General features: G+C 59.3%; 19 protein-coding genes. 6 read left to right on the forward strand and 13 right to left on the reverse strand.

The window, feature by feature from the left end; all coding sequences use genetic code 11:
- Nucleotides 1–77: 77 nt before the first annotated feature.
- The 5 genes from prpB to ACFOZ5_RS19135 all read left to right on the forward strand — a co-directional run bounded on the left by prpB (nt 78) and on the right by ACFOZ5_RS19135 (nt 7972).
- Nucleotides 78–965 (forward strand): methylisocitrate lyase, encoded by an 888-nt coding sequence (gene prpB / locus ACFOZ5_RS19115; protein WP_379890377.1) that lies wholly within the window; start codon nt 78–80, stop codon nt 963–965.
- 39 nt (nt 966–1004) lie between these two features.
- Nucleotides 1005–2135 (forward strand): bifunctional 2-methylcitrate synthase/citrate synthase, encoded by a 1131-nt coding sequence (gene prpC, locus ACFOZ5_RS19120; RefSeq protein WP_379890379.1) that lies wholly within the window; start codon nt 1005–1007, stop codon nt 2133–2135.
- 330 nt (nt 2136–2465) lie between these two features.
- The gene (gene acnD, locus ACFOZ5_RS19125; protein WP_379890381.1) at nt 2466–5078 is read left to right on the forward strand and encodes a Fe/S-dependent 2-methylisocitrate dehydratase AcnD; all 2613 of its coding nucleotides are present in this window, start codon (nt 2466–2468) and stop codon (nt 5076–5078) included.
- 260 nt (nt 5079–5338) lie between these two features.
- A complete protein-coding gene (gene prpF, locus ACFOZ5_RS19130; RefSeq protein WP_379890384.1) occupies nt 5339–6517 on the forward strand; it encodes a 2-methylaconitate cis-trans isomerase PrpF in 1179 nt (392 codons plus the stop codon).
- A gap of 255 nt (nt 6518–6772) precedes the next feature.
- Nucleotides 6773–7972, forward strand: a complete 1200-nt coding sequence (locus ACFOZ5_RS19135) for a CaiB/BaiF CoA transferase family protein (protein WP_379890388.1) — start codon at nt 6773–6775, stop codon at nt 7970–7972.
- Between the two features lie 56 nt (nt 7973–8028).
- On the opposite strand, the gene ACFOZ5_RS19140 is transcribed toward ACFOZ5_RS19135, so the two are convergent.
- On the reverse strand, nt 8029–8331 hold the full coding sequence (locus ACFOZ5_RS19140) for a 2OG-Fe(II) oxygenase (protein WP_379890390.1): 303 nt from the start codon (nt 8329–8331) through the stop codon (nt 8029–8031).
- Between the two features lie 287 nt (nt 8332–8618).
- Nucleotides 8619–9326 carry a hypothetical protein gene (locus ACFOZ5_RS19145; RefSeq protein ID WP_379890392.1) on the reverse strand — a complete coding sequence of 236 codons (708 nt, stop codon included), beginning with the start codon at nt 9324–9326 and terminating at the stop codon, nt 8619–8621.
- A gap of 695 nt (nt 9327–10021) precedes the next feature.
- On the opposite strand from ACFOZ5_RS19145, the gene ACFOZ5_RS19150 reads away from it, so the two are divergent.
- Complete coding sequence (locus tag ACFOZ5_RS19150; protein WP_379890394.1) at nt 10022–10363, forward strand: zinc ribbon domain-containing protein YjdM; 342 nt, start codon at nt 10022–10024, stop codon at nt 10361–10363.
- A gap of 2 nt (nt 10364–10365) precedes the next feature.
- On the opposite strand, the gene ACFOZ5_RS19155 is transcribed toward ACFOZ5_RS19150, so the two are convergent.
- The 11 genes from ACFOZ5_RS19155 to ACFOZ5_RS19205 all read right to left on the reverse strand — a co-directional run bounded on the left by ACFOZ5_RS19155 (nt 10366) and on the right by ACFOZ5_RS19205 (nt 26372).
- Entirely contained in the window at nt 10366–11487 is a 1122-nt protein-coding gene (locus tag ACFOZ5_RS19155; RefSeq protein WP_379890396.1) for an ABC transporter permease, read from the reverse strand.
- A 2-nt stretch (nt 11488–11489) separates the two neighbouring features.
- Complete coding sequence (rbbA, locus tag ACFOZ5_RS19160) at nt 11490–14237, reverse strand: ribosome-associated ATPase/putative transporter RbbA (RefSeq protein ID WP_379890398.1); 2748 nt, start codon at nt 14235–14237, stop codon at nt 11490–11492.
- A 12-nt stretch (nt 14238–14249) separates the two neighbouring features.
- Nucleotides 14250–15314 (reverse strand): HlyD family secretion protein, encoded by a 1065-nt coding sequence (locus ACFOZ5_RS19165; protein WP_379890400.1) that lies wholly within the window; start codon nt 15312–15314, stop codon nt 14250–14252.
- Between the two features lie 175 nt (nt 15315–15489).
- The gene (locus tag ACFOZ5_RS19170) at nt 15490–16254 is read right to left on the reverse strand and encodes an FKBP-type peptidyl-prolyl cis-trans isomerase (RefSeq protein ID WP_379890402.1); all 765 of its coding nucleotides are present in this window, start codon (nt 16252–16254) and stop codon (nt 15490–15492) included.
- Nucleotides 16255–16509: 255 nt separating this feature from the next.
- Entirely contained in the window at nt 16510–17211 is a 702-nt protein-coding gene (locus ACFOZ5_RS19175) for a hypothetical protein (RefSeq protein WP_379890404.1), read from the reverse strand.
- A 522-nt stretch (nt 17212–17733) separates the two neighbouring features.
- Nucleotides 17734–18390, reverse strand: a complete 657-nt coding sequence (locus ACFOZ5_RS19180) for a hypothetical protein (RefSeq protein WP_379890406.1) — start codon at nt 18388–18390, stop codon at nt 17734–17736.
- Nucleotides 18391–18749: 359 nt separating this feature from the next.
- A complete protein-coding gene (locus ACFOZ5_RS19185; protein WP_379890408.1) occupies nt 18750–23795 on the reverse strand; it encodes a diguanylate cyclase in 5046 nt (1681 codons plus the stop codon).
- Between the two features lie 33 nt (nt 23796–23828).
- Nucleotides 23829–24557 carry a hypothetical protein gene (locus ACFOZ5_RS19190; RefSeq protein ID WP_379890411.1) on the reverse strand — a complete coding sequence of 243 codons (729 nt, stop codon included), beginning with the start codon at nt 24555–24557 and terminating at the stop codon, nt 23829–23831.
- 9 nt (nt 24558–24566) lie between these two features.
- Nucleotides 24567–25376 carry a gamma-glutamylcyclotransferase family protein gene (locus ACFOZ5_RS19195; protein ID WP_379890414.1) on the reverse strand — a complete coding sequence of 270 codons (810 nt, stop codon included), beginning with the start codon at nt 25374–25376 and terminating at the stop codon, nt 24567–24569.
- Nucleotides 25377–25505: 129 nt separating this feature from the next.
- The gene (locus ACFOZ5_RS19200) at nt 25506–25748 is read right to left on the reverse strand and encodes an alkaline phosphatase family protein (protein ID WP_379890574.1); all 243 of its coding nucleotides are present in this window, start codon (nt 25746–25748) and stop codon (nt 25506–25508) included.
- Between the two features lie 9 nt (nt 25749–25757).
- Complete coding sequence (locus ACFOZ5_RS19205; protein WP_379890416.1) at nt 25758–26372, reverse strand: TetR/AcrR family transcriptional regulator; 615 nt, start codon at nt 26370–26372, stop codon at nt 25758–25760.
- Nucleotides 26373–26398: the final 26 nt, after the last annotated feature.

A 26398-nucleotide genomic window follows, 5' to 3' on the forward strand; every position in this document is an offset into this window, starting at 1 on the left:
TTCTTTTTTATCTATGTCCTTTTTCCGTGTGATTCCGTGGATTCCGTGGCAAAAGTCTTTAAATCGAGGAGAGCACCATGACCAGACCAGCATCCCCCGGCGCCCGGTTCCGCAAGGCCCTTGCCGACAATAACCCCCTGCAGATCGTGGGCACCATTAACGCCTACTCGGCCATGATGGCGGAGCGGGTAGGGCATCAGGCCATCTATCTGTCCGGTGGTGGGGTGGCCAACGCCTCCTTCGGTCTGCCGGACCTGGGCATGACCACCATGAACGACGTGGTGGAAGACGCCCGGCGTATCACCACCGCCACCGATTTGCCGCTGCTGGTAGACATTGATACCGGCTGGGGCGGGGCCCTCAACATCGCCCGCACCATTCGCGAGATGGAGCGTGCCGGCGTGGCCGCTATCCACATTGAAGACCAGGTCGCCCAGAAGCGCTGCGGCCATCGACCCAATAAAGAGATCGTCTCCAAAGAGGAAATGGTGGACCGCATCAAGGCCGCCGCCGATGCCCGCGTGGACAAGGACTTCTTCATCATGGCCCGCACCGATGCCTTCCAGAAGGAAGGGCTGGAGGCCGCCATCGACCGGGCCAAGGCCTGTATTGAAGCCGGCGCCGACGGTATCTTCGCCGAGGCGGTGCACGATCTGTCCGACTACCGGGCCTTCGCCGCTGCCATCGATGCGCCCCTGCTGGCCAACATCACCGAGTTCGGTGCTACCCCGCTGTACAACAAGACCGAGCTTGCCGAAGCTGGCGCCGGCATGGTGCTGTACCCCCTGAGCGCGTTCCGGGCCATGAACAAGGCGGCCCTGCTGGTTTACGAAAATATCCTGGAAAAGGGCGACCAGAAGGACGTGGTGGACATCATGCAGACCCGTGCGGAGCTGTACGACTTCCTGAACTACCATGACTTCGAACAGAAGCTGGATGAGCTTTTCGCCCAGAAAAAGAACTGATCAACGCCGACAACAAGATTCTGATGAGGAGAGTGACCCATGGCTGAAGCAAAGAAACTCGGAGGCGCAGGCCTGCGTGGCCAGGTAGCCGGCGAAACCGCCCTGTGCACCGTCGGCAAATCCGGCGCTGGCCTGACCTACCGCGGCTATGAGATTGCCGACCTGGCGGAGAAGGCCCAGTTCGAGGAAATCGCCTACCTGCTGCTGCGGGGCAAGTTGCCCAACCGCAAGGAGCTGGACGGGTACAAGCAGAAGCTGCAGAGCCTGCGTGGCCTGCCGGCGGCCCTGAAAACCGTGCTTGAGCAGATCCCCAAAGACGCCCATCCCATGGATGTGATGCGCACCGGTTGTTCCATGCTGGGTAACCTGGAGACGGAACAGGACTTCAGCGAGCAGGACGACAAGATCGACCGAATGCTGGCGGTGTTCCCGTCCATCATTACCTACTGGTACCGCTTCGCCCATGAGGGTGTGCGTATCGAGACCGAGAGCAGCGTCGACTCTATCGGCGGCCACTTCCTGGAGCTGTTGCACGGCAAGAAGCCCAGCGAGCTGCACGAGAAGGTGATGAACGTGTCCCTGATCCTGTACGCGGAGCACGAGTTCAATGCGTCCACCTTCACCGCCCGGGTCTGTGCATCCACCCTGTCGGATATTCACAGTTGCGTGACCGGTGCCATCGGCACCCTGCGTGGCCCGCTGCACGGCGGCGCCAATGAGGCGGCCATGGAGCTGATCCAGAGGTTCCAGACCCCGGACGAGGCAGAGAAGGGCCTGCTGGGCATGCTGGAGCGCAAGGAAAAGATCATGGGCTTCGGCCATGCCATCTACAAGGAGTCCGACCCGCGCAACGCCATCATCAAGAAGTGGTCCGAGAAGCTGGCGGAGGAAGTGGGGGACACCGTGCTGTATCCGGTCTCCGTACGCTGCGAGGAAGTCATGTGGCGGGAGAAGAAGCTGTTCTGTAACGCCGACTTTTTCCACGCGTCGGCCTATCACTTCATGGGCATCCCCACCGAACTGTTCACCCCCATCTTCGTGATGTCACGGGTGTCTGGTTGGACGGCCCATGTGAAGGAACAGCGGGAAAACAACCGTATTATCCGCCCCAGTGCCGACTATACCGGGCCGGCGGATTCGAAGTGGGTGCCGATTGACGAGCGCCCGTAACACTGCGTGTGTGAGACTTACGCCCCCTCTCCCTTGAGGGGAGAGGGTCGGGGAGAGGGTGGAACGTCCAGCACCAGATTATGCCGTTTTCCCCCTCTCCCTAACCCTCTCCCTCCAGGGGAGAGGGGATGTGACGAAGCACAACATTAGTATCAGCCAGACTCCGAATGAAGTCAGGCACCAGGTTAACCCCCTCTCCCTTGAGGGGAGAGGGCCGGGGAGAGGGTGGAGCGTCCAGCACCAGGGTACGCCTCTTTCACCCTCACCCTAACCCTCTCCCCTCAAGGGAGAGGGGACAAACCGAACACCGCTTCCTGAGAGAGCCCCCACATGAACACCCAATACCGCAAGAACCTACCAGGCACAGATCTGGACTATTTCGACACACGCCAGGCCGTGGAAGACATCCAGCCCGGCGCCTACGACACTCTGCCGTACACCTCCCGTATCCTGGCGGAACAGCTGGTGCGCCGCTGTGACCCGGCCATGCTGACGGATTCGCTGAAGCAGCTGATCGAGCGCAAGCGGGATCTGGACTTCCCTTGGTACCCGGCGCGGGTGGTGTGCCACGACATCCTGGGTCAGACCGCCCTGGTGGACCTGGCCGGCCTGCGGGATGCCATCGCCGAGAAGGGCGGCGACCCCGCCAAGGTAAACCCGGTGGTGCCCACCCAGCTGATCGTCGACCATTCCCTGGCAGTGGAACACGCCGGCTTCGAGAAGGACGCCTTCGAGAAGAACCGGGAGATCGAGAACCGTCGTAACGACGACCGTTTTCACTTCATCGACTGGACCAAGACCGCGTTCCGTAATGTGGATGTGATTCCCCCTGGCAACGGCATCATGCACCAGATCAACCTGGAGAAGATGTCGCCGGTCATCCAGAACCGGCCGGACGGCGAGGGCAGACACGTGGCCTTCCCGGATACCTGTGTGGGCACTGACAGCCATACCCCCATGGTAGATGCCCTGGGCGTCATTTCAGTTGGCGTGGGCGGCCTCGAAGCAGAGAGCGTGATGCTTGGCCGCGCTTCCATGATGCGCCTGCCGGACATCGTCGGTGTCGAGCTCAAGGGCAAGCTGCGCCCGGGTATCACCGGCACCGATATGGTCCTGGCCATCACCGAGTTCCTGCGCAAGGAACGGGTGGTGGGCGCCTACCTGGAATTCTACGGCGAGGGCGCCGACAGCCTGACCGTGGGCGACCGGGCCACCATTTCCAACATGACCCCGGAGTATGGCGCCACCGCCGCGATGTTCTACATCGACGGCCAGACCATTGACTACCTCAAGCTGACCGGCCGTGAAGACGACCAGGTAGCGCTGGTGGAAACCTACGCCAAGCATACCGGCCTGTGGGCCGATGCACTCAAGACGGCCGAGTACGAGCGGGTGCTGACCTTCGACCTGAGCAAGGTGGAGCGCACCCTGGCGGGGCCGTCGAATCCCCACGCCCACCTGCCCACCACCGAGCTGGCCAGCCGTGGCATTGCCGGTGAATGGGAGCAGGAAGAAGGCAAGATGCCGGACGGCGCGGTGATCATTGCCGCCATCACCAGCTGCACCAACACCAGCAACCCCCGCAACATGGTGGCCGCGGGCCTGATCGCCCGTAACGCCAACAAGCTGGGCCTGACTCGCAAGCCATGGGTGAAATCGTCCCTGGCGCCGGGCTCCAAGACTGTGAAGATGTACCTGGAGGAAGCCAAACTGCTGCCGGAGCTGGAGAACCTGGGCTTCGGTGTGGTGGCCTTTGCCTGCACCACCTGCAACGGTATGAGTGGCGCCCTCGACCCGAAGATCCAGCAGGAAATCGTCGACCGCGACCTGTACAGCACCGCGGTGCTGTCCGGTAACCGCAACTTCGACGGCCGCATCCACCCCTACGCCAAGCAGGCCTTCCTGGCCTCGCCGCCGCTGGTGGTGGCGTACGCCATTGCTGGCACCATCCGCTTCGACATCGAGAAGGATGTGCTGGGCCACGACCAGAACGGCAACCCGGTCACCCTGAAGGACATCTGGCCGGACGATGAAGAGATCGATGCCATCGTCAAACAGAGCGTAAAGCCGCAGCAGTTCCGCGACACCTACATCCCCATGTTCGACCTGACCCGGGACAAGCAGGCGGCCAGTGAGCCCCTATACGAGTGGCGGCCCCAGAGCACCTATATCCGCCGCCCGCCATACTGGGAAGGCGGCATGGTGGGCGAGAAGGCCCTCAAGGGCATGCGCCCGCTGGCGGTGCTGCCGGACAACATCACCACCGACCACCTGTCGCCGTCCAACGCCATCCTGATGGACAGCGCCGCCGGTGAATACCTGCACAAGATGGGCCTGCCGGAGGAGGACTTCAACTCCTACGCCACCCATCGGGGCGACCACCTGACCGCCCAGCGTGCCACCTTCGCCAACCCCAAACTGTTCAACGAAATGGTGCGGGACGAGAACGGCAATGTGAAGCAGGGCTCCCTGGCCCGCATCGAGCCGGAAGGCAAGGTGACCCGCATGTGGGAAGCCATTGAGACCTACATGGAGCGCAAGCAGCCACTGATCATCATCGCCGGCGCCGACTATGGCCAGGGCTCCTCCCGTGACTGGGCCGCCAAGGGCGTGGCCCTGGCGGGTGTGGAAGCCATCGTGGCGGAAGGCTTTGAGCGTATCCACCGCACCAACCTGATCGGTATGGGCGTGATGCCCCTGCAGTTCGAGGAAGGCACCACCCGTAACACCCTGGCTATCGACGGCACCGAAGTCTACGACGTGGAAGGCACCGCTGCGCCGGGCGCAAAACTGACCCTGGTCATCCACCGCAAGAACGGCAGCACCGAACACGTGCCGGTCACCTGCCGCCTGGATACGGCTGAGGAAGTGGAGATCTACAAGGCCGGTGGCGTACTGCAGCGCTTCGCCCAGGACTTCCTGGAAACAGAAGGCGCCGCCTGAGCATCCGGCAACTCCCAAACCCGCGCCCTAAATCCCCTCTCCCTTGAGGGGAGAGGGCCAGGGAGAGGGTGGAGCGGGCACCTGCCAAAGCCCGACTCATACATCCCCTCTCCCTTGAGGGGAGAGGGCCAGGGAGAGGGTGGAGCAGGCACCTGCCAAAGCCCGACCCATACATCCCCTCTCCCTTGAGGGGAGAGGGTCAGGGAGAAGGTGGAGCAGGCCACTCCCCAAGCCAAAACCGAACACAGGTACCAACCAGAATGAGCAAAGCACCCCAAATAAAAATCCCCGCCACCTACATGCGTGGCGGCACCAGCAAAGGCGTGTTCTTCAACATCGCCGACCTGCCGGAACGCTGCCAGCAACCGGGCGAGGCGCGGGACAAACTCCTGATGCGCGTCATCGGTAGCCCCGACCCCTACGAGAAGCAGATCGACGGCATGGGCGGCGCCACCTCCAGCACCAGCAAGACCGTGCTGCTGTCGAAAAGCCAGAGCGAGGACCACGACGTGGACTACCTGTTCGGCCAGGTGGGCATCGACAAGGCCTTCGTGGACTGGAGCGGCAACTGCGGCAACCTTTCCGCCGCCGTCGGCCCCTTCGCCATCAGCAACGGCCTGGTGGAAAAAAGCCGGATACCGGACAACGGCATCGCTACCGTCCGCATCTGGCAGGCCAACATCGGCAAGACGATCGTTGCCAAGGTGCCCATGACCAACGGCGAAGTGCAGGAAACCGGCGACTTCGAGCTGGACGGCGTCACCTTCCCGGCGGCCGAAGTGGCCGTGGAATTCATGGACCCGGCCGACGGCGAGGGCGCCATGTTCCCCACCGGCAATGTGGTGGATGACCTGGAGGTACCCGGTGTGGGCACCCTTAAAGCCACCATGATCAATGCCGGCATACCGACCATATTCTTGAATGCGGAGGATATCGGGTATCAAGGGACCGAGTTGCAACCCGCCATCAATGGTGATCCTGAAGCACTCGCAAGGTTCGAGACGATTCGGGCCCATGGGGCGGTGAAGATGGGATTGATCAAGACACCTGAGGAAGCCGCTAACCGGGGGCATACGCCCAAGGTGGCCTTCGTCTCCGCGCCCAGGGATTACGTGAGTTCTTCGGGTAAAAACATTAAGGCCGGTGATGTGGATGTGCTGGTCAGGGCCTTGTCTATGGGCAAGCTTCACCATGCGATGATGGGGACGGCGGCTGTGGCGATTGCTACGGCGGCTGCGGTGCCTGGGACTCTGGTGAACCTTGCTGCCGGGGGTGGGGATCGGACTTCGGTTACGTTTGGGCATCCCTCGGGAACGCTTCAGGTTGGGGCTGAGGCCAAGCAGGTTAACGGGGAGTGGACTGCGGCTAAGGCTGTTATGAGTCGTAGTGCCAGAGTGCTTATGGAGGGGTGGGTCAGGGTGCCTGGGGACTCTTTTTAGGGACCCGGTTTAGATTCGATTCGGGATTGGTCTCCTGATACTGCCGCCATTGCCCTTTGGCCCTGGCGGCTTTTTTGTCAGCGGGTGGAATGTCCCATTGGGGCTCGAACCGACTGGCCCCTCGAGATCGATGAGTGGTTTTAGGCCCGGCCTGCGAGTAATGACGGAGTCTGTTGTTCAACTATGTCGCCTTGACGTCGGCATAGCCTGACGGCAACGCTATACCTTTCGACTTAACCGGCGACAGGAGCCCCCATGACTGGACCACTCGAAGGCATTCGCATTATCGATCTGACGATGATGGTGTCCGGCCCCCTGGCCACGATGATGCTGGCAGACCAGGGCGCCGAGGTGATCAAGATCGAGAACCCGGCCGGGGGCGATTTTACGCGCTCTGCTGCCAACCGCCAGGGGGACGTCTCGGCCTCTTTTCTCAACAATAACCGCAACAAGAAGTCGGTGGCGCTCAACCTGAAAGAGCCGGCAGGGCGTGATGCCCTGCTGAGGCTGGTGTCCACGGCGGATGTGTTTGTGCAGAATTTCCGGCCCGGCGTCATTGAGCGTATGGGGCTTGGAGAAGACGAACTGCGCAAGGTGGCACCGGACCTGATCATGGTGTCGATCAGCGGTTTCGGCGACACGGGACCCTACGCGCAACGCCCGGTGTATGACCCCTTGATTCAGGGCCTCTCTGGCCTGGCTTCGGTGCAGGCGGGGGCCGATGGACGACGCCCGCAACTGGTGAGAACCATTCTCCCGGACAAACTCACCGGTGTGACGGCGGCCCAGGCCATAACGGCGGCGCTGTTTGCTCGCGAACGCACCGGTGAAAGTCAGCACGTGCGACTGTCGATGCTGGATGCCGTGATCGCGTTTCTGTGGAGTTCCGATATGGGCAGCCAGACCTTTGTACAGGCGGACCTGCCGCAACAGGAAGCGGCGAGCTTCCAGGATCTCATCTATGAAACCACTACGGGCTACATCACCATCGCTGTACAGAATGACCGCGAGTGGCAGGCCCTGATCCGGGCCGTTGAACGGCCGGAATGGGCGGATGATCCACGATTTCTGACCGCTGAACTGAGGCAGAGGCATATCGACGCCCGCCTGGAGCTGATTCAGGCTGTCGTCAGGACCGATTCTGCAGAGCACTGGCTGGCACGGTTGTCCGAGGAATCGGTTCCGTGTGCGCCAGTCCTGACTCGCACTGAGGTTCTGGAGCATCCACAGGTTCAGGCCAATGAACTGCTGGTGTGCTACGACCATCCGCAGGCCGGGCGAATCCGGCAGACGAGGGCACCAGCGCGATTCTCAACCGTAACGGGTCAGGCATGGCATGGTGCACCGGCTATTGGGCAGCACACCGTCGCCTTGCTGCAAGACTGTGGTTACTCCAGCGGAGAAATAGAGGCGATGGTGAGTGCGGGCGCAGCCGTTACATCGGAGCCAGGATGAGCTCATTGTAGGGCGCGACCGTATTCCGTCGCGCCTGCTCTTGCTACAACGTGGTCTCAGTGCCGGTTAAAGGCCAGGCTCAAGAGCCAACGGTTGCCATGTTCAATTCTGGAAACGGAATGCTGGTGAAGGTCTGGACGGAAAAGGATGATTCGCCCGAACAGGTTGAAGATGTTCTTTTCACAGAAAAATTCTCCACCGGAACGGGGTTTGACCAGCACACAGTTGAGTTTGTACAGCTTGCCGCCGGCCACCATGTCCACATGGGGAGCGATCTTGTGGCCCTCGGGGTAACGGACCAGATAGAGGTTTAACCATCTGGAGTGGAACAGGACCCGGTTTTTTACCTTCGCTGACATCTTGGGCATTTCTCATCAGTGAATGAAGCTGTCCCCCGATTGTGGCGGCTCTGTCAGGTAATTGAAAGAGGGCTGCCAGCTTGACGGCTTTCCAGCCAATGTTTCGGCTGATGGTCACCGCTTGGAGGGTAAGGCAGTCGCTGAGAAAAGAGATTCATTCGGTATCCTGGAACCTGGTGAGGGGCAGGGAATTCAGTCCTATCGGCGAGAATGAGATTGTGGTTACACCCAAAAGAACCCCAACCTGACCGGCTGGGGTTCTTTCTACGTGCTAACGCCAATAGCGATTAGTTGTTAACCAACCAACGGTTAGCGTATTCACGTACGACTTCACCAGGCTCGCCACCGGTACCGCCGATCGGGGCGAAGTGAGTACCGGATGTCAGTTCCTGGGTGTAACGGGTTGAGTTGCGCTCACAGTTTCTGCCATTAGACGGTATTGCCGGAGCCAGGACGTCGCCAGTACTGAAGATACAGACAACATCGGTATCGCTGGACACAGGGCGATCAATGCGTGTGGTGAACACGGTGTCAGGCTGAACGGCGATCACACACTCCGCATCCAGCCGGTTCGCAGCGTTGAAGGAACCGCCGCCACCCTGTGAGTGACCAGAGGTACAAACCTTCGGGTCGGACCCAACGATGCTGCTGTAGCGGCTCTTGGCCTGGTTAACCGCATCCTCCACATCGCGACCGTTGCCGGACTGGGTGGTTGTCGCAGCGGCTACCAGAACGCACTGGCTTGCAACAGACTCCAGCAGACCGCTGTACGCGCTCACGGTACCGCCGGTGCCATTACCCCAGCCCATGATGTTGTACTGACCGCTACCCCCGCTTGGTACGAAGAATCGGGCGCCAGAGCCCCGTTCCTCGTCTACACTGCAAGGACCGCTGCCGCCGCCACCGCCAACAGCGAGTGCGGAACCGGACATGAACAGCCCTGATGTCAGAATGGCGGCGATACTTCCCAGTTTCATTTTTGTTGATAATTTCATTGTAGCTCCCTTGTTTGTACGTTGTGTTAACGATTACTACATTCAACCGATTTTTATGGATAAAAAGTAAGTATTCAAAAAACGGCTTATGAAAACATACCGGTAAGCACCTGCGCTGAGACTTGAGAGAAGTCTGTCGCGGCAGGTTCAAAAATAGGGTAGGAGCTAGTTTTTTGTTCTGCTATCACATGAAAAACACAAAAATAATGTTATATGGAAACTCAAAGTAATAACATCAGACACACATCGCATCGCCTGTCTTTAAGCGGTTTTGGTCAGTCGAGAGTTTGCGTATAACATCACGACGGTTTTGATATATGTACATATTTTTTAATAGTGGTTTCGTTTGGTAGTAAAATAAAAAATTCTTTTTTTGGTTAATTCAAGGTAATTATTAATTTATTATAAGCTTGCTGTCTTATGTTTCTCTACCAAGTCTTCTGGCTGGCTTTTGTATTAACGTTATAAGGCTATTTATGGTTGTCATTATTGCCACTCTGTATCATTCAGCAAGTCTTCGGTAACGCATTACCACTACCGATTCGTTTCCTGAAGCCCATCCTGGAACGGGCCCACGCAATTGCCTGCAGTGCCTGTATAATGGCTGACCTGACAGAGGTGTACGGTAGTGGGCGGCCAGGTGTTACGGGTATGGCTCATCCAGCGCTTCAACATTCCATAGAGTGAGATCTTCCATGAGCAATTTGCCCTGTTGTCCCGAATGCCAGTCCGAATTCACCTATGAGGACGGAGAATTTTTCGTCTGCCCCGAGTGTGGCCATGAATGGAGAGCTGGCGTCGAGTCTCAGGGCGTAGCGGACGATGCCGGGGTCAGAGATGCGAATGGCAATGCCCTGGCAGACGGTGACACGGTAACGGTCATCAAGGACCTGAAGGTGAAGGGTTCCTCACTGGTGGTGAAGGTTGGCACCAAGGTCAAGAATATCCGCCTGGTGGGCGGTGATCATGACATCGACTGCAAGATCGACGGCATCGGCGCCATGAAGCTGAAGTCCGAGTTCGTGAAGAAGGCCTGATATCAGGCCATTCCCGCAACGCTCTTGCGGAAACGCCGCAGCGACAGCACAAAGAACGCCCCACCGATCACCGCCAGGGCCAGCAGGGACGGCCACACGATGGCCAGTCCTGCCCCCCGGAACAGGATCGCCTGGGCCAGGCCGATGAAGTGCGTGGTGGGCGCCACCTGCATGATGGTCTGGACAAAGTAGGGCATGTTCTCGAAGGGTGTGGCGCCGCCGGACAGCAGCTGCAGGGGGATAAGCACCAGGATGATCAGCATCCCCAGTTGCGGCATCGACCGGGCCACCGTGGCCAGGAAGATACCCATGGACGTGGTGGCAAACAGGTGCAGGGCTGTGCCCACCAGGAACAGCAGCGTCGACCCTTCAATGGGTACCCGCATCCAGCCCTGTACCACCAGTGCCAGGGATGCACTGGAGGCCAGCAGTACCACCAGACCCATGGCCACCACCTTTGCCACCATAATTTCCACCGGCCGCAACGGCATCACCAGCAGGTGTTCAATGGTGCCGTGCTCCCGCTCCCGGATCAGCGCCGCTCCGGTAAGAATGATCGACAGCATGGTGATGTTGTCGATCAGTTCGATCACCGCGCCGAACCAGTTCTGACTCAGGGCCGGGTTGAACCGGTTGCGGATCTCCAGCTCAACCGGGGAGGTGGCTCTGCGGTCGCCCTGCACAAACGCCCGGGTTTCCTCGGTGAGGATGGCCTGGATGTAGCCCGCCCCCAGAAACGCCTGGTTCAGCTTCGTGGCGTCTACATTCAGTTGTAGGGTGGGCTGGTTGCCGGCCAGCAGGTCACGCTGCATGCCGGGGGGAATATCCAGCACAAACGTATAGTCGCCGGCGTCCATTAACGGATCGATCCGGTGCTGCTCGATACGGGTCGGGGCAATGAACCAGGGCGGATAGAACGCGCCGGTCATACGGACCGACAGGGGCGAGCGGTCCTCATCCACGATGGCAATCGGGGCCATGTGCAGGGTTTCCGGGATGCTGGCGCTGCTGATGTAGATGTTGATGCTGAAAGCGAACAGGATCAGCGCCACCATGATCCGGTCGCGGCCCAGGCTGCGCCATTCTTTTATGGTCAGGTGAAAGATGTTGCTCAGCTGCTGCACGGTCAGCGCTCCTGTTTCTTCAGGACCATCAGGCTCAGGCCCAGTATCACGGGAACGGACAGTGCCAGCGGCCAGAACGAGCCGGACAGGTCGGCAAACCCCAGTGCCTTTGAAAAAGTACCACTGCTGATGGTCAGGAAATGGGAGGTGGGGTAGATCTCACCAATGATCCGCGGAATACCCTCCAGCGCCGACACGGGCGTCGTCATCCCTGAAAAGGTGACGGCGGGGATCAGGGTGATGATGGTAGTCCCGAAGATGGCCGCGGTCTGGCTGCGCATGAAACTGGACACCAGCAGCCCCAGGCCGGTTGACGCCATCACATAGAGCAGGGCGCCAGTCACATAGGCCAGGTAACTGCCCTTGAAGGGAACGCCAAACACGAACACTGCCAGTGCCGTGAGCAACAGGACGTTGATCATCGCCAGTACGATGTAGGGGATCTGTTTTCCCAGCAGAAACTCCAGCTGGGTCACCGGTGTAACGTAAAAGTTGATAATCGAACCCAGCTCCTTTTCCCGCACTACGCTCAGGGCAGTGAGCATCGCGGGGATCATCATCAGCAACAGCGGAATAACCGTGGGTACGATGGCCACCAGGCTGGCGACGTCCGGGTTGTAGCGGTAGCGGGTCTCGACGTTGATGGAGAGCGTCTGGGCAGGCGGCGTGGACTGGTAGCGCATCTGTTCCTGCAGCCAGCCACCGTGCAAGGCCTGCAGGTAGCCTGCCACGGTTTCCGCCCGGCTGGGCATGGCGCCGTCCACCCAGGCGCCGATAGCGACCGGGCGGCCATGTTGCAGGTCACTGGCGAACCCCGGTGGTATCTCCAGGGCCAGTTCCAGTTCACCGCTGCGCATGCGTGTGTCCAGGTCGCCATAGTCGGTGATCGGCGGGCGCTCGATAAAATAGTTGGAGCCACTGAGGTTCAGCAGGTACTGGCGGCTGGTGCTGGTCTGGTCCCTGTCCAGCACCGCGAAACGGATGTCCTCCACGTCCATGCTGATGCCGTAGCCCATGATCACCAGCAGGATTACGGATCCCAGTAACGCCAGCGTGGCCCGGATCGGATCCCGCTGCAGCTCCAGGCTTTCCCGGCGGGTGTAGCTGAACAGACGCAACAGGCTGAATCTTTTGGGTGGCCCGCTGTTGCCATCGGCCCTGGCCACAGGCGGAGCCACGCTTTCGTCGGCCTTGCCCGCGGCCTCTTCCAGCCAGGCAACGAAAGCGTCGTTGAGGGTTTCTGTACCCCTGGCTTCCCGAAGGTTGGTCGGGGTGCCGCTTGCCAGCACCTTGCCGGCGTGCATCAGCGAGACCCGGTCACAACGTTCGGCTTCGTTCATGAAGTGGGTGGAGATAAAGATCGTCACCCTGTCTTGCCGGGAAAGGTCGATCAGCAGCTGCCAGAACTGGTCCCGGGCAATGGGATCCACCCCCGAGGTGGGTTCGTCCAGTATCAGCAGCTCGGGCCGATGAATAACCGCTACCGCCAGGGAGAGCCGCTGCCGGACCCCCAGGGGCAGTGCCGAGGGCAGCTCGTCCACTACCCCGGCGAGGCCAAAGCGCTCCAGCATTTCGTCAACCCTGGTAGGTATGGTGTCCGCTGGCAGGTGGAACAGCCTGGCGTGCAGTTCCAGGTTCTGGCGAACCGTCAGCTCGGTGTACAGGGAAAAGGACTGGGACATGTAACCCACCCGGCGACGGGTATCCAGGTCGGTGGCGTCCACCGGGTGCCCGAACAGCCGGGCATTGCCCTCCGACGCTGGCAACAGACCGGTCAGCATTTTCATGGTGGTGGTTTTGCCGCAGCCATTGGAGCCCAGGAAACCGAAGATCTCGCCCCGTTCCACCCTCAGGTTGACGTCCTGTACGGCAACAAAGTCGCCAAACCGCATGGTCAGCCCTTCGGCCTCGATCGCGATATCGGGTTGTCCGTCAATGCCGTTGGTGCGTGGCGGAATGGTGACCGCCTGGTGCTTGCGGCTTTTCTCATCCGGCAACAGGCGGATAAACGCCGCTTCCAGGGTGTCCGTTCCGGTTTGTTCCCGCAGTGCTTCTGCGGTTCCGGTGGCCAGAATCCGGCCCTCGTCCATGGCGATCAGCCAGTCAAAGCGTTCGGCTTCTTCCATGTATGCGGTGGCAATAACCACGCTCATGCCCGGGCGGCGACGGCGCACCCGGTCCACCAGCGCCCAGAACTGGGCCCGGGACAGCGGGTCCACACCCGTGGTGGGCTCATCCAGTACCAGCAGGTCTGGGTCATGGATCAGTGCACAGCACAGCCCCAGCTTCTGTTTCATGCCGCCGGACAGCTTGCCCGCTGGCCGGTCGCGGAATCTCAGCAGGTCGGTGGCGGCCAGGAGTTCAGTGACGCGCTGTTCGCGTTCCTGGCGGCCATGGCCGAACAGCCTGGCAAAGAAATCCAGATTCTCTTCAACGGACAGGGTGGCATAGAGATTCTTGCCCAGTCCCTGGGGCATGTAGGCGATACGGGGACCGGTGGCGTGGCGGTGGCGGGCGTCCGCCATATCGCCGCCAAGCACGTGGACGGTGCCCTCCTGGATGGCACGTGCGCCCGCCATCAGGGATAGCAGGCTGGACTTACCGACCCCATCCGGCCCGATCAGGCCGACCATGCGGCCCGGTGGCACCTCCAGGGTAATATCCTGCAAGGCCCGGTGTTTACGGTAACGCAGGCTGACCCGGTCAAGCCGGATGACCGGCGGTGGCGGGGGTTCCACGAGGCCGTTCATGGGGGCCACCGGTTACTGCACTTGTGGCATCTGGAGTTCAGTCGGCCACTCCCGGGTGTCATCCAGCCGCACGTAGGCCACGCCGGGCAGGCCGGTTTTCACCTGCCGGGCGTACTTCTTCAACAGCGCCGGATCGATGCTGGCCTTGACCCGGAACATCAGTTTCAGGCGTTCACTCTGGGTCTCGACGGTTTTGGGCGTGAACTGGGCTTCGCTTGCCACAAAGGAGATCCTGGCCGGCACAATCACCTCCGGGGCGGCGTCCAGCACGAGCCTTACCTCGGTACCCAGCGCCACCTTGCCTGCCGCTGCCGTTGGCAGGTAGAAGGTCATGAAGACATCGCTGACGTCGATCATGTTCAGCACGCGGCCACCGGGGGCCAGCACTTCACCGGGTTCGGCCACCCGGTACTGAACGCGCCCGGCACGGGGCGCCTTGAGGTCGGCGTCTTCAATGTCCACCTGAAGTCGTTCCACCGTCGCTTCGGTGGCCCGGATCAGCGACTGTGCCTGAACCACCTGAGCCCTGGCGGCGGCGATGGCGGCATCCATGGAGGCGACCTGTGCTTTTGCGGCGTTGAGGGCGGCCTCGGCGGCCTGAACGGCAGCCTGGTGATCCTCCAGTTGCTGCGTGGAAATCGAGCCTCGCTCAGCCAGGGCCCGGGAGCGGTTGAGACGATTGCGGGCGGAGGTCAGTTCAGTCTGGCGCTGTGCCACCACCGACAGGCTGGCGGCTTTCTCGCTTTCCCTTTGGGAGACCATGGCTTCGGCGGCAATTTCGGAATGGCGGGCCTGCTGGACCTGGGCCTGGGCTTCGGTCAGTGAGGCCTGCAGGCGTTGAGTATCCACCCGTGCCAGCAACTGCCCGGGCTCAACAAATTCGCCCTCCCGCACCATAACCTCCAGCAGGCGCCCCCCGGACTGGGTGGCAATGTCGATCTCCGTTGCTTCGATCCGGCCGTTGCCACTGGCGATATGGTCCGGCAATTCATCGGTGCGGTACTGATCCCAGGCCCAGAATGCGGCAATCGCGAGCAATGCCACCAGGGTCCAGGGGAGCCATTTCTTTACCGACATAATGCTGTCCCTATCTGGTTGGTGGGGAGCTTACATACCATTATGCCAGCTTACGGGCGCTTCACCTTGCCTGGCCAGATGAATTTGTCAGGTTCCTGTCCGGGATCATTCCTTTGCAGAAGCAACAATCACGGCCAGCCAGTGGGATCCCCCGTGTTCCATATCTGTGCATTCACTATCCTTCTGCTTGTTCTTTTTCGATGTCGAGTAACTCCACCTCGAATATTAACGTAGCATTGGGGCCAATATAGGGTTCTGATCCTTCTTCTCCATAAGCAAGGTCTGCAGGAATGTACAACTCCCATTTCGAACCTTCTGACATCAACTGAAGTGCTTCACCCCAACCTTCGATGAGTTTTTTGGCTTTGACACTATAGGGCTCGCTGCGCTCATAAGTACTGTCAAACTCACTGCCATCGATGAACTTGCCTCGATAATGCACGGTCACTATATCATCTGCTGTTGGTGTGTAGCCGCCATCACCTTCGGTAATTACTCTGTATTGCAAACCACTTTCAGTGACGACCACGCCGTCTTTACTGGCATTTTCCGACAGGAAGTTTTCTCCTTCCTTCCTGTTCTTTTCACCTATGGCGGCATTCTCTGCTTCTTTTTTCTTCTGATGGAGTTGCATATAGACATCAATGGTAGCGGCGATCTCCCCGTCCGACATCTTCTTCTCGCCGTCACCAAACACGTCCTGCATTGCTGAAGCCATAATCTCGACATTCAGCTCAACGCCTTCCGCTTTGAACTTCTTTGCGAGATCAGCTCCATAGGCATAACTATAACGATCGTTCAGGGATTCGAAATCATGCTCCTTTTGATCGGCCGCCGTTTGCTGGTTTTGTGAGTCTTCAGATCTGGATGGTTCGCTATAGGTTCCGACGAACACAGCGCTCATTACCAGTATCGTGAAAGCACTCATGGTCTTTTTCATGTGATCTCCTCGCTGAACCGGGATGGATGTTATAAATGACAGAATTCTCCAGCTATGCTCCGGGTTAACCTTTCAATAGATTGTTTTTCAAGCTTTAGGTAGTGAATCTCCAGAAGCATAATAAGCGTCAGCGTGCCAAGAACGTTATAAAACAGAACCGATTGTGGATCTTACGGTTTTTGCCAATGATCTGATCCAAAAAAAACCTCAACCACGCGGGTTGAGGTTTTTTCAGATTGCTCAGGCTGCCAGTGGTTACTGAACCAACCAACGTTGAGCATAGTCTCGCATGACCCGACCAACTGCGCCACCATCACCCGATGTTGGTGCGAAGTGGGTACCAGACGTGAGCTCTTGTGTGTACCGGGTCGAGTTGGCTCTGCAGTTCAAGCCGTTGGAAGGCAATGCGGGAGCCAGCACATCACCGGTACTGAAGATACAGACAACGTCAGTGTCGCGGGACACAGGGCGATAGATGCGTGTAGTGAATACAGTGTCGGGCTGAACAGCGATCACACAGTCTGCATCAAGACGATTCGCAGCGTTGAAGGAACCACCGCCACCTTGTGAGTGACCAGAGGTACAGACTTTCGGGTCTGAACCAACAATGCCCCTGTAGCGGCTCTTCGCCTGGTTAACAGCGCTCTCTACGTCGCGACCATCGCCCGACTGGGAGGTTGTGGCAGCGGCGACTAGGACGCACTGTTCTGCGACAGACTCCAGAAGGCCACTGTACATGCTTACGCTAGCGCCAGTACCGTTGCCCCAGCCCAGGATGTTGTAATTGCCGCTACCACCGCTGGGTACAAAAAAACGGGCGCCAGATCCTCGTTCGGTGTCAACGCTGCAGCTGCCACTGCCGCCGCCACCTATGGCCAATGCTGAACCGGACATGATGAGACCAGACACCAAGGCGGCGGAGATACCCGCCATTTTTAGTTGTTTTGAAAATTTCATAAAAAACCTCTTTTTATAAGTTATGTTGATAGTTGTGATTTCTTGCTGCTGGACTAGCTGTCATGCTAATGACAGCAACCAAACCTTACTGATCAACACCTGCGCTTATGTCCGAAAACACGTCACGGCAGGTTGCAAGCAGTGTAGGATTTCGGTTGTTTTCTCGCTATCACATGAAAGGCAGAAAATAACCTTTAGTGGTAGCTCAAAAAACGATCAAGGACCCAGGTCATAGAAAAGCCTGGTATTTGGTGGAAAGGGAGCTTCAATCGAGCATCCTGGATAAAAACCTCAACGGACATCGATAAGCCGGTCAGAGATTTTAGAGGCCTGGATAATTCAGGTGCTTGAAATGCACGTTATGACTGTCTGTTTGATCTATGCGCTTCAATTATATATAGGTATTTTTTGATTCTTATGCAACGTCAAGAAATGGTTTCGGGCAATGTTCGTTAGGGAGAGATAAAGAAACCTCAACCGGGTAGGTTGAGGTTTCTCGATCAGCTCAGACTACAACAGTGATCAGTTAACCAGCCAGCGGGACGTATACTCGCGCATTGCGTCACCAGGTGCACCACCATCACCAGAGGTCGGTGTGAAGTGAGAACCAGAGGTTAACTCCTGAGAATAACGGGTGGAGTTACGACGGCAGTTATTGGCGTTAAACGGCGAAGCCGGTGCCAGGGTGTCCCCGGTACTGAAGATACAGACAACGTCCACATCGCTGGCGACGGGACGGTCAATGCTGGTTGTGTAAACGGTGTCCGGCTGAAGACCGATAACGCAGTCTGCATCAAGACGGTTTGCGGCATTGAACGCACCGCCGCCGCCTTGTGAGTGGCCAGAGGTACAGACTTTCGGGTCTGAACCAACAATGTTGCTGTAGCGGCTCTTCGCCTGATTGACAGCGCTTGCTACTTCTCGGCCACTGCCGGAGTTTGAGGTTGTGGCGGCGGCTACCAGAACGCATTGTTCCGCGACGGACTCCAGCAGGCCATCGTAGGTGCTTACGGTGCCGCCAGTGCCGTTACCCCAGCCCAGGATGTTGTAATTGCCGCTTCCACCACTGGGCACGAAGAAGGTTGCACCGGATCCCCTTTCGGTGCTGACTCGGCAATCACTGCCGCCGCCACCACCGCCACCACCGCCACCGCCGATGGCCAGTGCTGAACCAGACATGATGAGTCCTGATACCAGGGCAGCGGAGATGCCGGCGAGTTTCATTTTGTTGTAAGTTTTCATAAGAACCTCGTTTTTATAAGTTTTTAAAATTTACGTTGTTGTATCGACCTTTTGGAACGATTCAAAATGCAGCTGCTAAACCGTTCTGATTCACCTACGCTCAGATCCAAAACGGATCTTTGCGATGGTTCCGGGCAGTGTAGGAGGTGGAATTTGTGCTCGCTATCACACGAAAGGCACAAAAGACGTTATTGAGGAAGGTCAAAAATCAACCAATGACAGTTGTCACAAATTACAGGTAGCGACCACGGACCAGGCTGAATCGGACCGTTACTGGGACGCGATTGTTGAGGTCTTCAGCCAGCCACCGCTATCCGGTTACGCCCGCTTGCTTTGGCCCTGTAAAGGGCCTGGTCAGCGGCATACACCAGCTGCTCACTGGTGGTCTGCTCACCCGGCAAGGCGGTGGCACTGCCCACACTGACCGTGATGCGGGTGCTGGTTGAGGCGTCAATATGTTCGATGTCGAGGTTTTCGATCGCGAGGCGGGCGTTTTCCGCCACCTGGAGAGCGCCTTCGTGATCGGTATTGGGCAGGATCAGCATGAATTCCTCACCGCCGTATCGCACCACCATGTCGGTGGAGCGCTGCATCTGGGCCTGCAGTGCCTTGGCGACCAGGATCAGGCACTCGTCACCTTTCTGGTGGCCGTAACGGTCGTTGAAAAGCTTGAAGTCATCCACGTCCAGCATGATGACTGACAGTGGCTGGGGCTCGCGCCGCAGACGCAGCCAGGTCTCCTGGAGGTAGGCATTGCCGGAGCGCCGGTTGGCAACGCCGGTCAGCCCGTCCCGGTCTGCCAGCAGTTGAAGTTCTTCATTGAGAATTTCCAGCTCCGCGGTACGTTCCGCCACTTTCTGCTCCAGGGTATGGGAGTAGTCCTGTACCTGGGTGTACAGGCGGGCGTTTTCGATGGCGACGGAAGCCTGGGCGGCCAGGAGCCGGATCAGTTCCAGACGGGCCTCGGTGAAGACACCATCCGTCAGGTTGTTCTCCATGTAGACGGCCGCTTCAAAGCGCTCCCGCAGGATGGGCACACAGAGCACCGAGCGTGGTTGCAGGGTCACGGTATAGGGATCGTTGAGGAATGGTCCTTCGGTGGCCGCATCGTGCAGGACAATGGCGTCTCCCCGGTGGAATACCTCGCTGATGATGCTCATGGGCAGGGCAATGGCGTTGCCCCGATTGTCGGTGAGGGTGGAGTGGCCGGGGATGTCATCCTGAGGGCGGCGCTGCTCCGGGAAAATGGCAGCCTCGACACCATACTCACCCCCGTCCCGAACGATCATGCAGCCCCACTGGCCACCCGCGTTTTCCAGCAGGATGGCGAGGGTTTTCTGCAGTAGCTGGTCCAGCACAATCTCGCCGGAAATCTCGCGGGAGGCTTTCATCACCGAGGCCAGGTCCAGGTTGGAGAGGGCGGTGCCGGAGTCGCGTGCCTGGGCCTGGCTCCATTCCCGCAGCACCGGGAACTCCTGTTCCAGCTGTTCCACTTTACGCCTGGCACCCCAGCGGTTGTATACGCCATGAGCCCCACGCAGGTAACCTTCCGCTGAACGGCCTCTGCCCAGCGCCAGCAGGTAACGTGCGGTCCGTTCGAAGGCCATGGCCTCATCGCGCAGGAATCCATTGGCCCGGGCACCGTCGATGGCCGCGTCGTAGAATTCCAGGGCGGCAACCGGCGCGCCGTCCAGGCGGGCCAGCTCTGCGGTCATCAGCCATTGCAGGTGCCTGAAGTTGGCTTCGCAGTTGTCGGCCCAACGGGTCATCCGCGCCAGGTCATGTTCCAGCCGTTTGCGTGTTGTCCGTTGTTCCGCCTCGTCCATATCCGGGTAGACCGAGGTAAGAGTGAGGTTGGCTACGATGTAGAAACGCACCAGCTGTGGTAGCGACATGGCGGACCTGGTCAGCGTGTCCTGCTTCCTGACGAAGCCCAGGGCCTGTTCGTGATGGCCATAGAGCAGGTTGATCTCGGCGCTGTAGATGTGGTGGTTGGCAATGCCCGTCATGAACTGGCGCTCATTCATGGCCTCCAGGCAGTGCCGGGCATCGAAGTCATCACTGCTCAGGCTGTTCGGGGCCTGGGTGTCGCCGAGGAAATTGCGCTGCATCTGCAGGAAGAGGGTGCCGGAATCCAGCGAGTCCTGGTAGGCGCATTCGCGGACGATTTCCAGGTTTTCCTCATGCAGGCGGCGGGCGGTTTCCAGATCCATGCCGGGGTCCCAGATAACACAGTCCTGGGCGCTGTAGGCGAGGTAGAGCAGGTCGCCGGACTGGTAGCCCGCCTCAATACCTTTGCGGAACCAGGGCGTCAGCGTTGACCAGTGGTTACTCCAGTGATGGATGAACATGGCATACACATAGATGACCCGTGCCCTCAGGCTGATGTCGTCCAGGCGTTCATTGATGGCAAGGCCCGCCTTGCCGTACTGATAGCCAGTGGCGGGTTCATCCAGTTCACCGCACAGCAGCATGCCATAGGCGGCGTAGGCGAACGCCGATTCCGGGCAATTGCCCCGCTGCAGCGCAAGGTTGACGGCCTTGAGTACCAGGTAGCTGAACAGGTTGCTGCCGGAGAGAAAGGCCGCAGCGAAGATCTCCATCAGCAGACGCATGGCTGTCAGCGTGGCGGGGTCCTCTATGATCGATGCATCAACCAGGTCGGCAATGTCCCGGCCCGCCAGGTATTCCTCCACCCGCTGGCGTTCCAGGGCTATATCGTCGAGCGTCGGGTGTTCGGTGAAATCAACACCCAGTAGTGCCAGCCCTTCGATGGCGGCATGAATTGACTCGCTCATGCGGCCAAGTGTGGCGTTCTGGCGGGTTCGGGTGGCGAGTATGTCTGCCCTGTGCAGGTCGGATTCCGCATGGTCCAGCATGACTTCCAGCCAGGCGTCGGCCTCCCGGGTCGCCCCGGTCAGGTACAGGCATTGCTGCATCTCCGCAGCTAATGTCCGCATCAGTGAGGGCATGGCGGACCAGGCATCTTCTGGCAGAAGCTCCTTCGCGACCTGCAAATAGCCTGATGCTGACTCGTAGGCTGATGCCTGCCGTGCCCGGGTGCCGGCGCGCAGGTTGAACTCGGCCAGTTGCAGACGTTCCCGGTCGGAAGCCATCAGGCTCCGCCCCTGGTTGAGATGATTGACGATATCCACCAGGTGGTCGCTGTCTGCCCCCTGACCACTATCCTGAAGGATCAACCGCCCGACCTGGAGATGCACATACGGGCGTTCATCCGCGTCAATCAGGTTATAGGCGGCCTGCTGGACCCGATCATGCTGGAAACGGTAGCCGGGGTTGAGCGAGAGCCTTTCAACCGGTTGGTTGACCAGGCGATAGTCGCTGTGCAACGGCAGTATGATGTACTGCCTCAACGCCGGCAGCAGTGCCTGGGCGGTTTCCGCCGTGGAATGTTGATAGATGGTGGCCAGGGTATGAAGGCTGAAGGTGTTGCCGATGCAGGCGGCCAGCTGCAGTACCTTCTGTGTTTGCGCGGGCAGCTGACGCAGGTTTTCCAGCATGAACCGGACCACATCCTGGCTGACGCTGTCCCAGGTGGTTGGAGCGAGCTGGCAGCGCCATTGGCCGGTGGCCGGGTCTGACGAGATAGCTCCCTGGGCATGCAGATGGCGCAGCAGCTCGTTGGTAAAGAAGGGGTTGCCACGGGCACGGTGAAAAAGCATGTCGCTGAGCTCGCGGCTGGTGTCAGGCTCACAGCGGAGGGCGCCCGCCACCAGTTGGTTCACCGCGTGCTGGTCCAGTGGCTTTACCGGGATCTCATGCAGACGCCGGTGGTTGCTCAGGTCATCAAGCAGCAGGCTCAGTGGATGGGCAGGGCTCACCTCGTTGCTGCGATAGGCTCCGATCAGCAGCAGGTGGCTCTGCTCCCGCGAGGTGACGATGCGGCGCAACAGGTCAAGGGTGGGAGTATCACACCACTGCAGGTCGTCCAGGAAAAGCACCACGGGGTGCCCCTTGCCGGCAAAGGCTCGCAAAAACGCCGTTAATACCAGCTGCAACCGGTTACGACTCTCTGCCGGGGGCAGCTCGGCCATTGCGGGCTGTTCACCGATGATCAGCGCCAGTTCTGGCACCAGGTCGACCACCAGGGCACCGTTCGGGCCCAGGGCATCAGACAGGCGCACGCGCCACTGGGCCAGCCCGGATTCCGGCTCCAGCAGAACCTGCTGGACCAGGGCGCGGAAAGTGATCGCCAGCGTCGAATAGGCCTCGCTGTGCTGGAACTGGTCGAATTTGCTTTGCACCAGAAAGCCGCGTTCCCGCACCTGGTAACGATCGATCTCGTTGACCAGGGCCGACTTGCCCACACCGGAGTAACCGTGCACCAGACAAAAGCGGGTATGCCCCGCCACGGCCTCTTCGAACAGCTCCAGCAGTTCCTGAAGCTCCTGGTCGCGCCCATAAAGGGCCTGGGGAATCAGGAATGTCTGCAGCTGGTCCTTCTCTCCCAGCGGGAAGGGGGCGAGTGGCTGATCCTGATTCACTGCCCGCTGGCACCGGTCAAGGTCGTGCAGCAGGCCCTCTCCGCTCTGGTAGCGCTGTTCCGGGGATTTGGACAGCAGTTTCAGGATGATGGCGGAAACGGCCTCGGGTATTGCCGGTAACACTGTGTGCGGAGCCGGGGGCAGTCGGCTGATATGATGGTGCACCCACTCAAGAGTGTTGTCCGCGACAAACGGGGGGCGGCCGGTCAGCAGTTCGAACAGCACAACGCCGAGTGAGTAGTAGTCAGATCGATAGTCCAGGCTGCGGTTCATGCGCCCGGTCTGTTCCGGCGATATATACGCCGGTGTCCCCTCCATGTGGTTTGACAGTTCCGTAGCCTGCTTTTCCTGACCCAGCTCGGAGGCGATGCTGAAGCCTGCCAGTGCAAGCAGATTGCGGTCACGGTCCACCAGGACATTACCGGGTGTTACCGCCTTGTGGACAATGCCGCGGGCATGGATATCGCTCAGTGTCTGTACCAGACTCAGGGCAATCTCCAGAACCCGGCTGACGGGCAGTCGCCGGTTGCGGGTCCGGTTCAGGAGGGACGCGAGAGAGCCGTCGTAATGGTCGGTGACGAGCGCCAGGTTGCCACTGCCATGGGGGATAACCTGATGAATCCGGCGCACACCATCCACAGCCTCAAGACGGGCCGTGATGCTGACCTCATGTTGCAGCGCGGCCACCTGCCTGCAATCCGGATAGTCCGCATTCAGCGTTTCAATGGTAACGCTCGCCCCATCCGCCAGCCGCCGTGCGCCATAGGCCACACGCCCACCATGGCGCCACTGGCATGAAACGACGGAGTACCCGGGCAGGTCCATGTTGCTTGTCATCAGGTACCGCTCATACTGCGACCAGAGGGGATACTAGCACTGGAACATCCGGTTAAAGGTGGCACTGAACTGCCCATGGGCACTGTCGAGCAGCGGTGCACCATGGCCACAGAGAGCGTGCCTGAAATTCAGTGCCGCAAGGCGCCGGAAATCCTCGGCAGCCGGTTCTGCCGCCTGCAACCACACCGGGCCGACGTTGGCGGGGGTGAAAAAGCCCATGCCTTCCATACGGTGGCGGGTCTCGTCGCAGAAGTGTTCATCGGGGCTCAGCCAGTTCTGAAGGGCATCACAGGCGATCAGGATGCCGCCATCCCGCTGAAGGTTGAGGATGCCCTCGGGAACGTTTGAGGTCTCGAACCGGAACAGGGACGCATCGCTGATGGGTAGCGGCGACGCCTGATCAAGCGGCCGGGATCCCATCGCATCACTCGCCTCTATGCCTGGCATTACCCAGTGGCGGGCCTGGTAACGATCAACGTAGAAGGCATCGTCACGGCCGTGGAGCGCCCCCAGCCGGATGACATCGGTGACCTTTCCCAGGCGGTCCAGTTGGGCCAGACCCTGATCATCCAGCCGGACGGTGTTGATCAGGATCAGTCGCTCACCATCCCGGACAATGGTCATGTTGCGGCTGAATTGCCAGTCCATGTCCATCAGTACGGTTTCCATGGCACCGCTGACGAAATATACGTCGGTGAAAACTTCCTCGATGGCACCGTGTGCCAGAGCGGGAGGGAAGGGTGAGGTTACAGACATTTCCATACGACTTCCTCAATCTTTATCGTAGTTATAGTGCCCGACATAGCGGTACTCCCTGGCGTACTCATGCAGGTAGGTATTGAGGTACTGCTTCTGGGCCTGATCAAGGCGTCCCTTCCGGATATCGTCCATGCTTTCGTTAACGGTGCTGCTGTCCAGCCGCCTGAGATGATACAGCGTCATATCCCTGCCCCCCAGAAAGCCCTTGAGAAATTCATGCAACGGGCGTGCCTCTGCCATATCAAACACCGACCCATAAAGCGCTGTGTAATGGGGGTGCTCGGCCAGGGTTTCCCGGTCAAAGGTCGGGTGATCTCCGGCTGGCGGTGTGAAGGCCGGGTAAGGCTCCACCTGGTGCACCGGGTGCCGCGCCAAAGCCTGGATGTAATCCTTATCCAGCCCTGCCTGCCGCGCACCATCCAGGACGATGTTCAGGTAACGGCGGCTGGGCAGGCGGCTGTTATCAATGAACCGGGGCATGCCAACATAGGTCAGGGCGGGTACCGCCTGCCGGTCAACGCCGGTTTCAGAGGGCTTTACGTGGATGTCTATCCGGTCATAACCGTGCCCATAGGCTTCGGCGGAATCCAGCAGGGCGAGCGCCTCATCAGGGCAGTCATGAAGCACGCCGTGTACGCGGTCGTCCGGGTTGCCGGTCTGTTCGATGTTGCCGACCCCGCCCTCATGCCGGAAAAAGTGCTGCACATTGAAGCGCAGGCGCCAACCAGGCAGCACCGCTCGCTGCGATGCCAGGGGCGCCACTCCCTTGGCCCTAAGCGACCGCATGCTCATATTGGAACCAAAACCGAAGTAGCGAAACATAGGTCGGTGATCGTGGTGATCCGCTGAAAGTCCAGTTTATCGGTTACAGGGCACTCGCACTGGAGGAAGGGAATCTCCGCTCCCGGACCCGGATACCGGAATGTTATGATTTATTAATTTGTGTACAGGTTAACCTGCCAGCCATGACTTTTCTATCACGCATTGCATGAATAGCGATGGCGTTTCCAGGAGCCGTTTCCGGAAGGGTTCCTGCCATAGGGTACCGGGAATTCGGACATAAGGCGGAGGACCATGGTCGAACAGACCACCATTCCTGTCGAACGTGACCACCAGCAGGGTTTTCGACCCGATCTCTCCATTGCTGCTGAGGCCTGGTAGATCTCGTTCAGGGCCCGTTCGCCGGGTGGTCAGCCGGCGCGGCTATTCCATGCCGTCCAGCACCGCGACCATGGCGGTTTTCAGGTTCTGCGGTGCATGGGTGTCACCCTCAAGGGCCGCTTGCAGGTGGACCCGAAACAGGCCGTCGAGCACAAAGTACATGGTCTGACCGTTATCCACCGGCCGTCCAAGCCGGGTCAGGAAGCGCACCACCATGGCAATCAGGTTATCTTCGATTTCCCGGACCACCGGCCGGAAGGCCTCTTCGAACAGGGCCTGGGAGCGAATGTCATACCACAGCCGGTGTTTGTGGGCGTCGTGCTCTATGGCCCAGGCGAAGGCACTGGTGACCGCTTCCATAATACTGGTGCTGCTGTTGTGTCCGCTCATGGCGGCATCAATCTGCCGCACAAACTGCTCTTTATACAGGCGTACACAGTAGGAAATGAGATCGATCTTGTCATCGAAATAGTAGGTGAGCGCTCCCACGGAGCGCCCCGACAAGGTGGCAATGTCCCGCAACCCTGTCCTGGCGTAGCCAAGCTCGGAAAGAGCGATGATGGCATGTGAGGCCAGTTCATTTTTGGTTTCTACCCGCTGTTTTGAGCGCTTGCGAGCATCCGCCTTCATTTTCCGGACCTTTTCAACGGTTGCCATCACCACTCCTGATCGAATTTTTGCCT

The sequence above is a fragment of the Marinobacter lacisalsi genome, from assembly GCF_042651045.1.
Classification (GTDB): Bacteria; Pseudomonadota; Gammaproteobacteria; order Pseudomonadales; family Oleiphilaceae; genus Marinobacter; species Marinobacter lacisalsi.

What these genes read in the sequence shown, in the direction of transcription:
- prpB (WP_379890377.1), top strand. Translation starts at nt 78, where the DNA reads ATGACCAGACCAGCATCCCCCGGCGCCCGGTTCCGCAAGGCCCTTGCC.
- prpC (WP_379890379.1), top strand. Translation starts at nt 1,005, where the DNA reads ATGGCTGAAGCAAAGAAACTCGGAGGCGCAGGCCTGCGTGGCCAGGTA.
- acnD (WP_379890381.1), top strand. Translation starts at nt 2,466, where the DNA reads ATGAACACCCAATACCGCAAGAACCTACCAGGCACAGATCTGGACTAT.
- prpF (WP_379890384.1), top strand. Translation starts at nt 5,339, where the DNA reads ATGAGCAAAGCACCCCAAATAAAAATCCCCGCCACCTACATGCGTGGC.
- ACFOZ5_RS19135 (WP_379890388.1), top strand. Translation starts at nt 6,773, where the DNA reads ATGACTGGACCACTCGAAGGCATTCGCATTATCGATCTGACGATGATG.
- ACFOZ5_RS19140 (WP_379890390.1), bottom strand. Translation starts at nt 8,331, where the DNA reads ATGTCAGCGAAGGTAAAAAACCGGGTCCTGTTCCACTCCAGATGGTTA.
- ACFOZ5_RS19145 (WP_379890392.1), bottom strand. Translation starts at nt 9,326, where the DNA reads ATGAAATTATCAACAAAAATGAAACTGGGAAGTATCGCCGCCATTCTG.
- ACFOZ5_RS19150 (WP_379890394.1), top strand. Translation starts at nt 10,022, where the DNA reads ATGAGCAATTTGCCCTGTTGTCCCGAATGCCAGTCCGAATTCACCTAT.
- rbbA (WP_379890398.1), bottom strand. Translation starts at nt 14,237, where the DNA reads ATGAACGGCCTCGTGGAACCCCCGCCACCGCCGGTCATCCGGCTTGAC.
- ACFOZ5_RS19165 (WP_379890400.1), bottom strand. Translation starts at nt 15,314, where the DNA reads ATGTCGGTAAAGAAATGGCTCCCCTGGACCCTGGTGGCATTGCTCGCG.
- ACFOZ5_RS19170 (WP_379890402.1), bottom strand. Translation starts at nt 16,254, where the DNA reads ATGAAAAAGACCATGAGTGCTTTCACGATACTGGTAATGAGCGCTGTG.
- ACFOZ5_RS19175 (WP_379890404.1), bottom strand. Translation starts at nt 17,211, where the DNA reads ATGAAATTTTCAAAACAACTAAAAATGGCGGGTATCTCCGCCGCCTTG.
- ACFOZ5_RS19180 (WP_379890406.1), bottom strand. Translation starts at nt 18,390, where the DNA reads ATGTCTGGTTCAGCACTGGCCATCGGCGGTGGCGGTGGTGGCGGTGGT.
- ACFOZ5_RS19185 (WP_379890408.1), bottom strand. Translation starts at nt 23,795, where the DNA reads ATGACAAGCAACATGGACCTGCCCGGGTACTCCGTCGTTTCATGCCAG.
- ACFOZ5_RS19190 (WP_379890411.1), bottom strand. Translation starts at nt 24,557, where the DNA reads ATGGAAATGTCTGTAACCTCACCCTTCCCTCCCGCTCTGGCACACGGT.
- ACFOZ5_RS19195 (WP_379890414.1), bottom strand. Translation starts at nt 25,376, where the DNA reads ATGTTTCGCTACTTCGGTTTTGGTTCCAATATGAGCATGCGGTCGCTT.
- ACFOZ5_RS19205 (WP_379890416.1), bottom strand. Translation starts at nt 26,372, where the DNA reads ATGGCAACCGTTGAAAAGGTCCGGAAAATGAAGGCGGATGCTCGCAAG.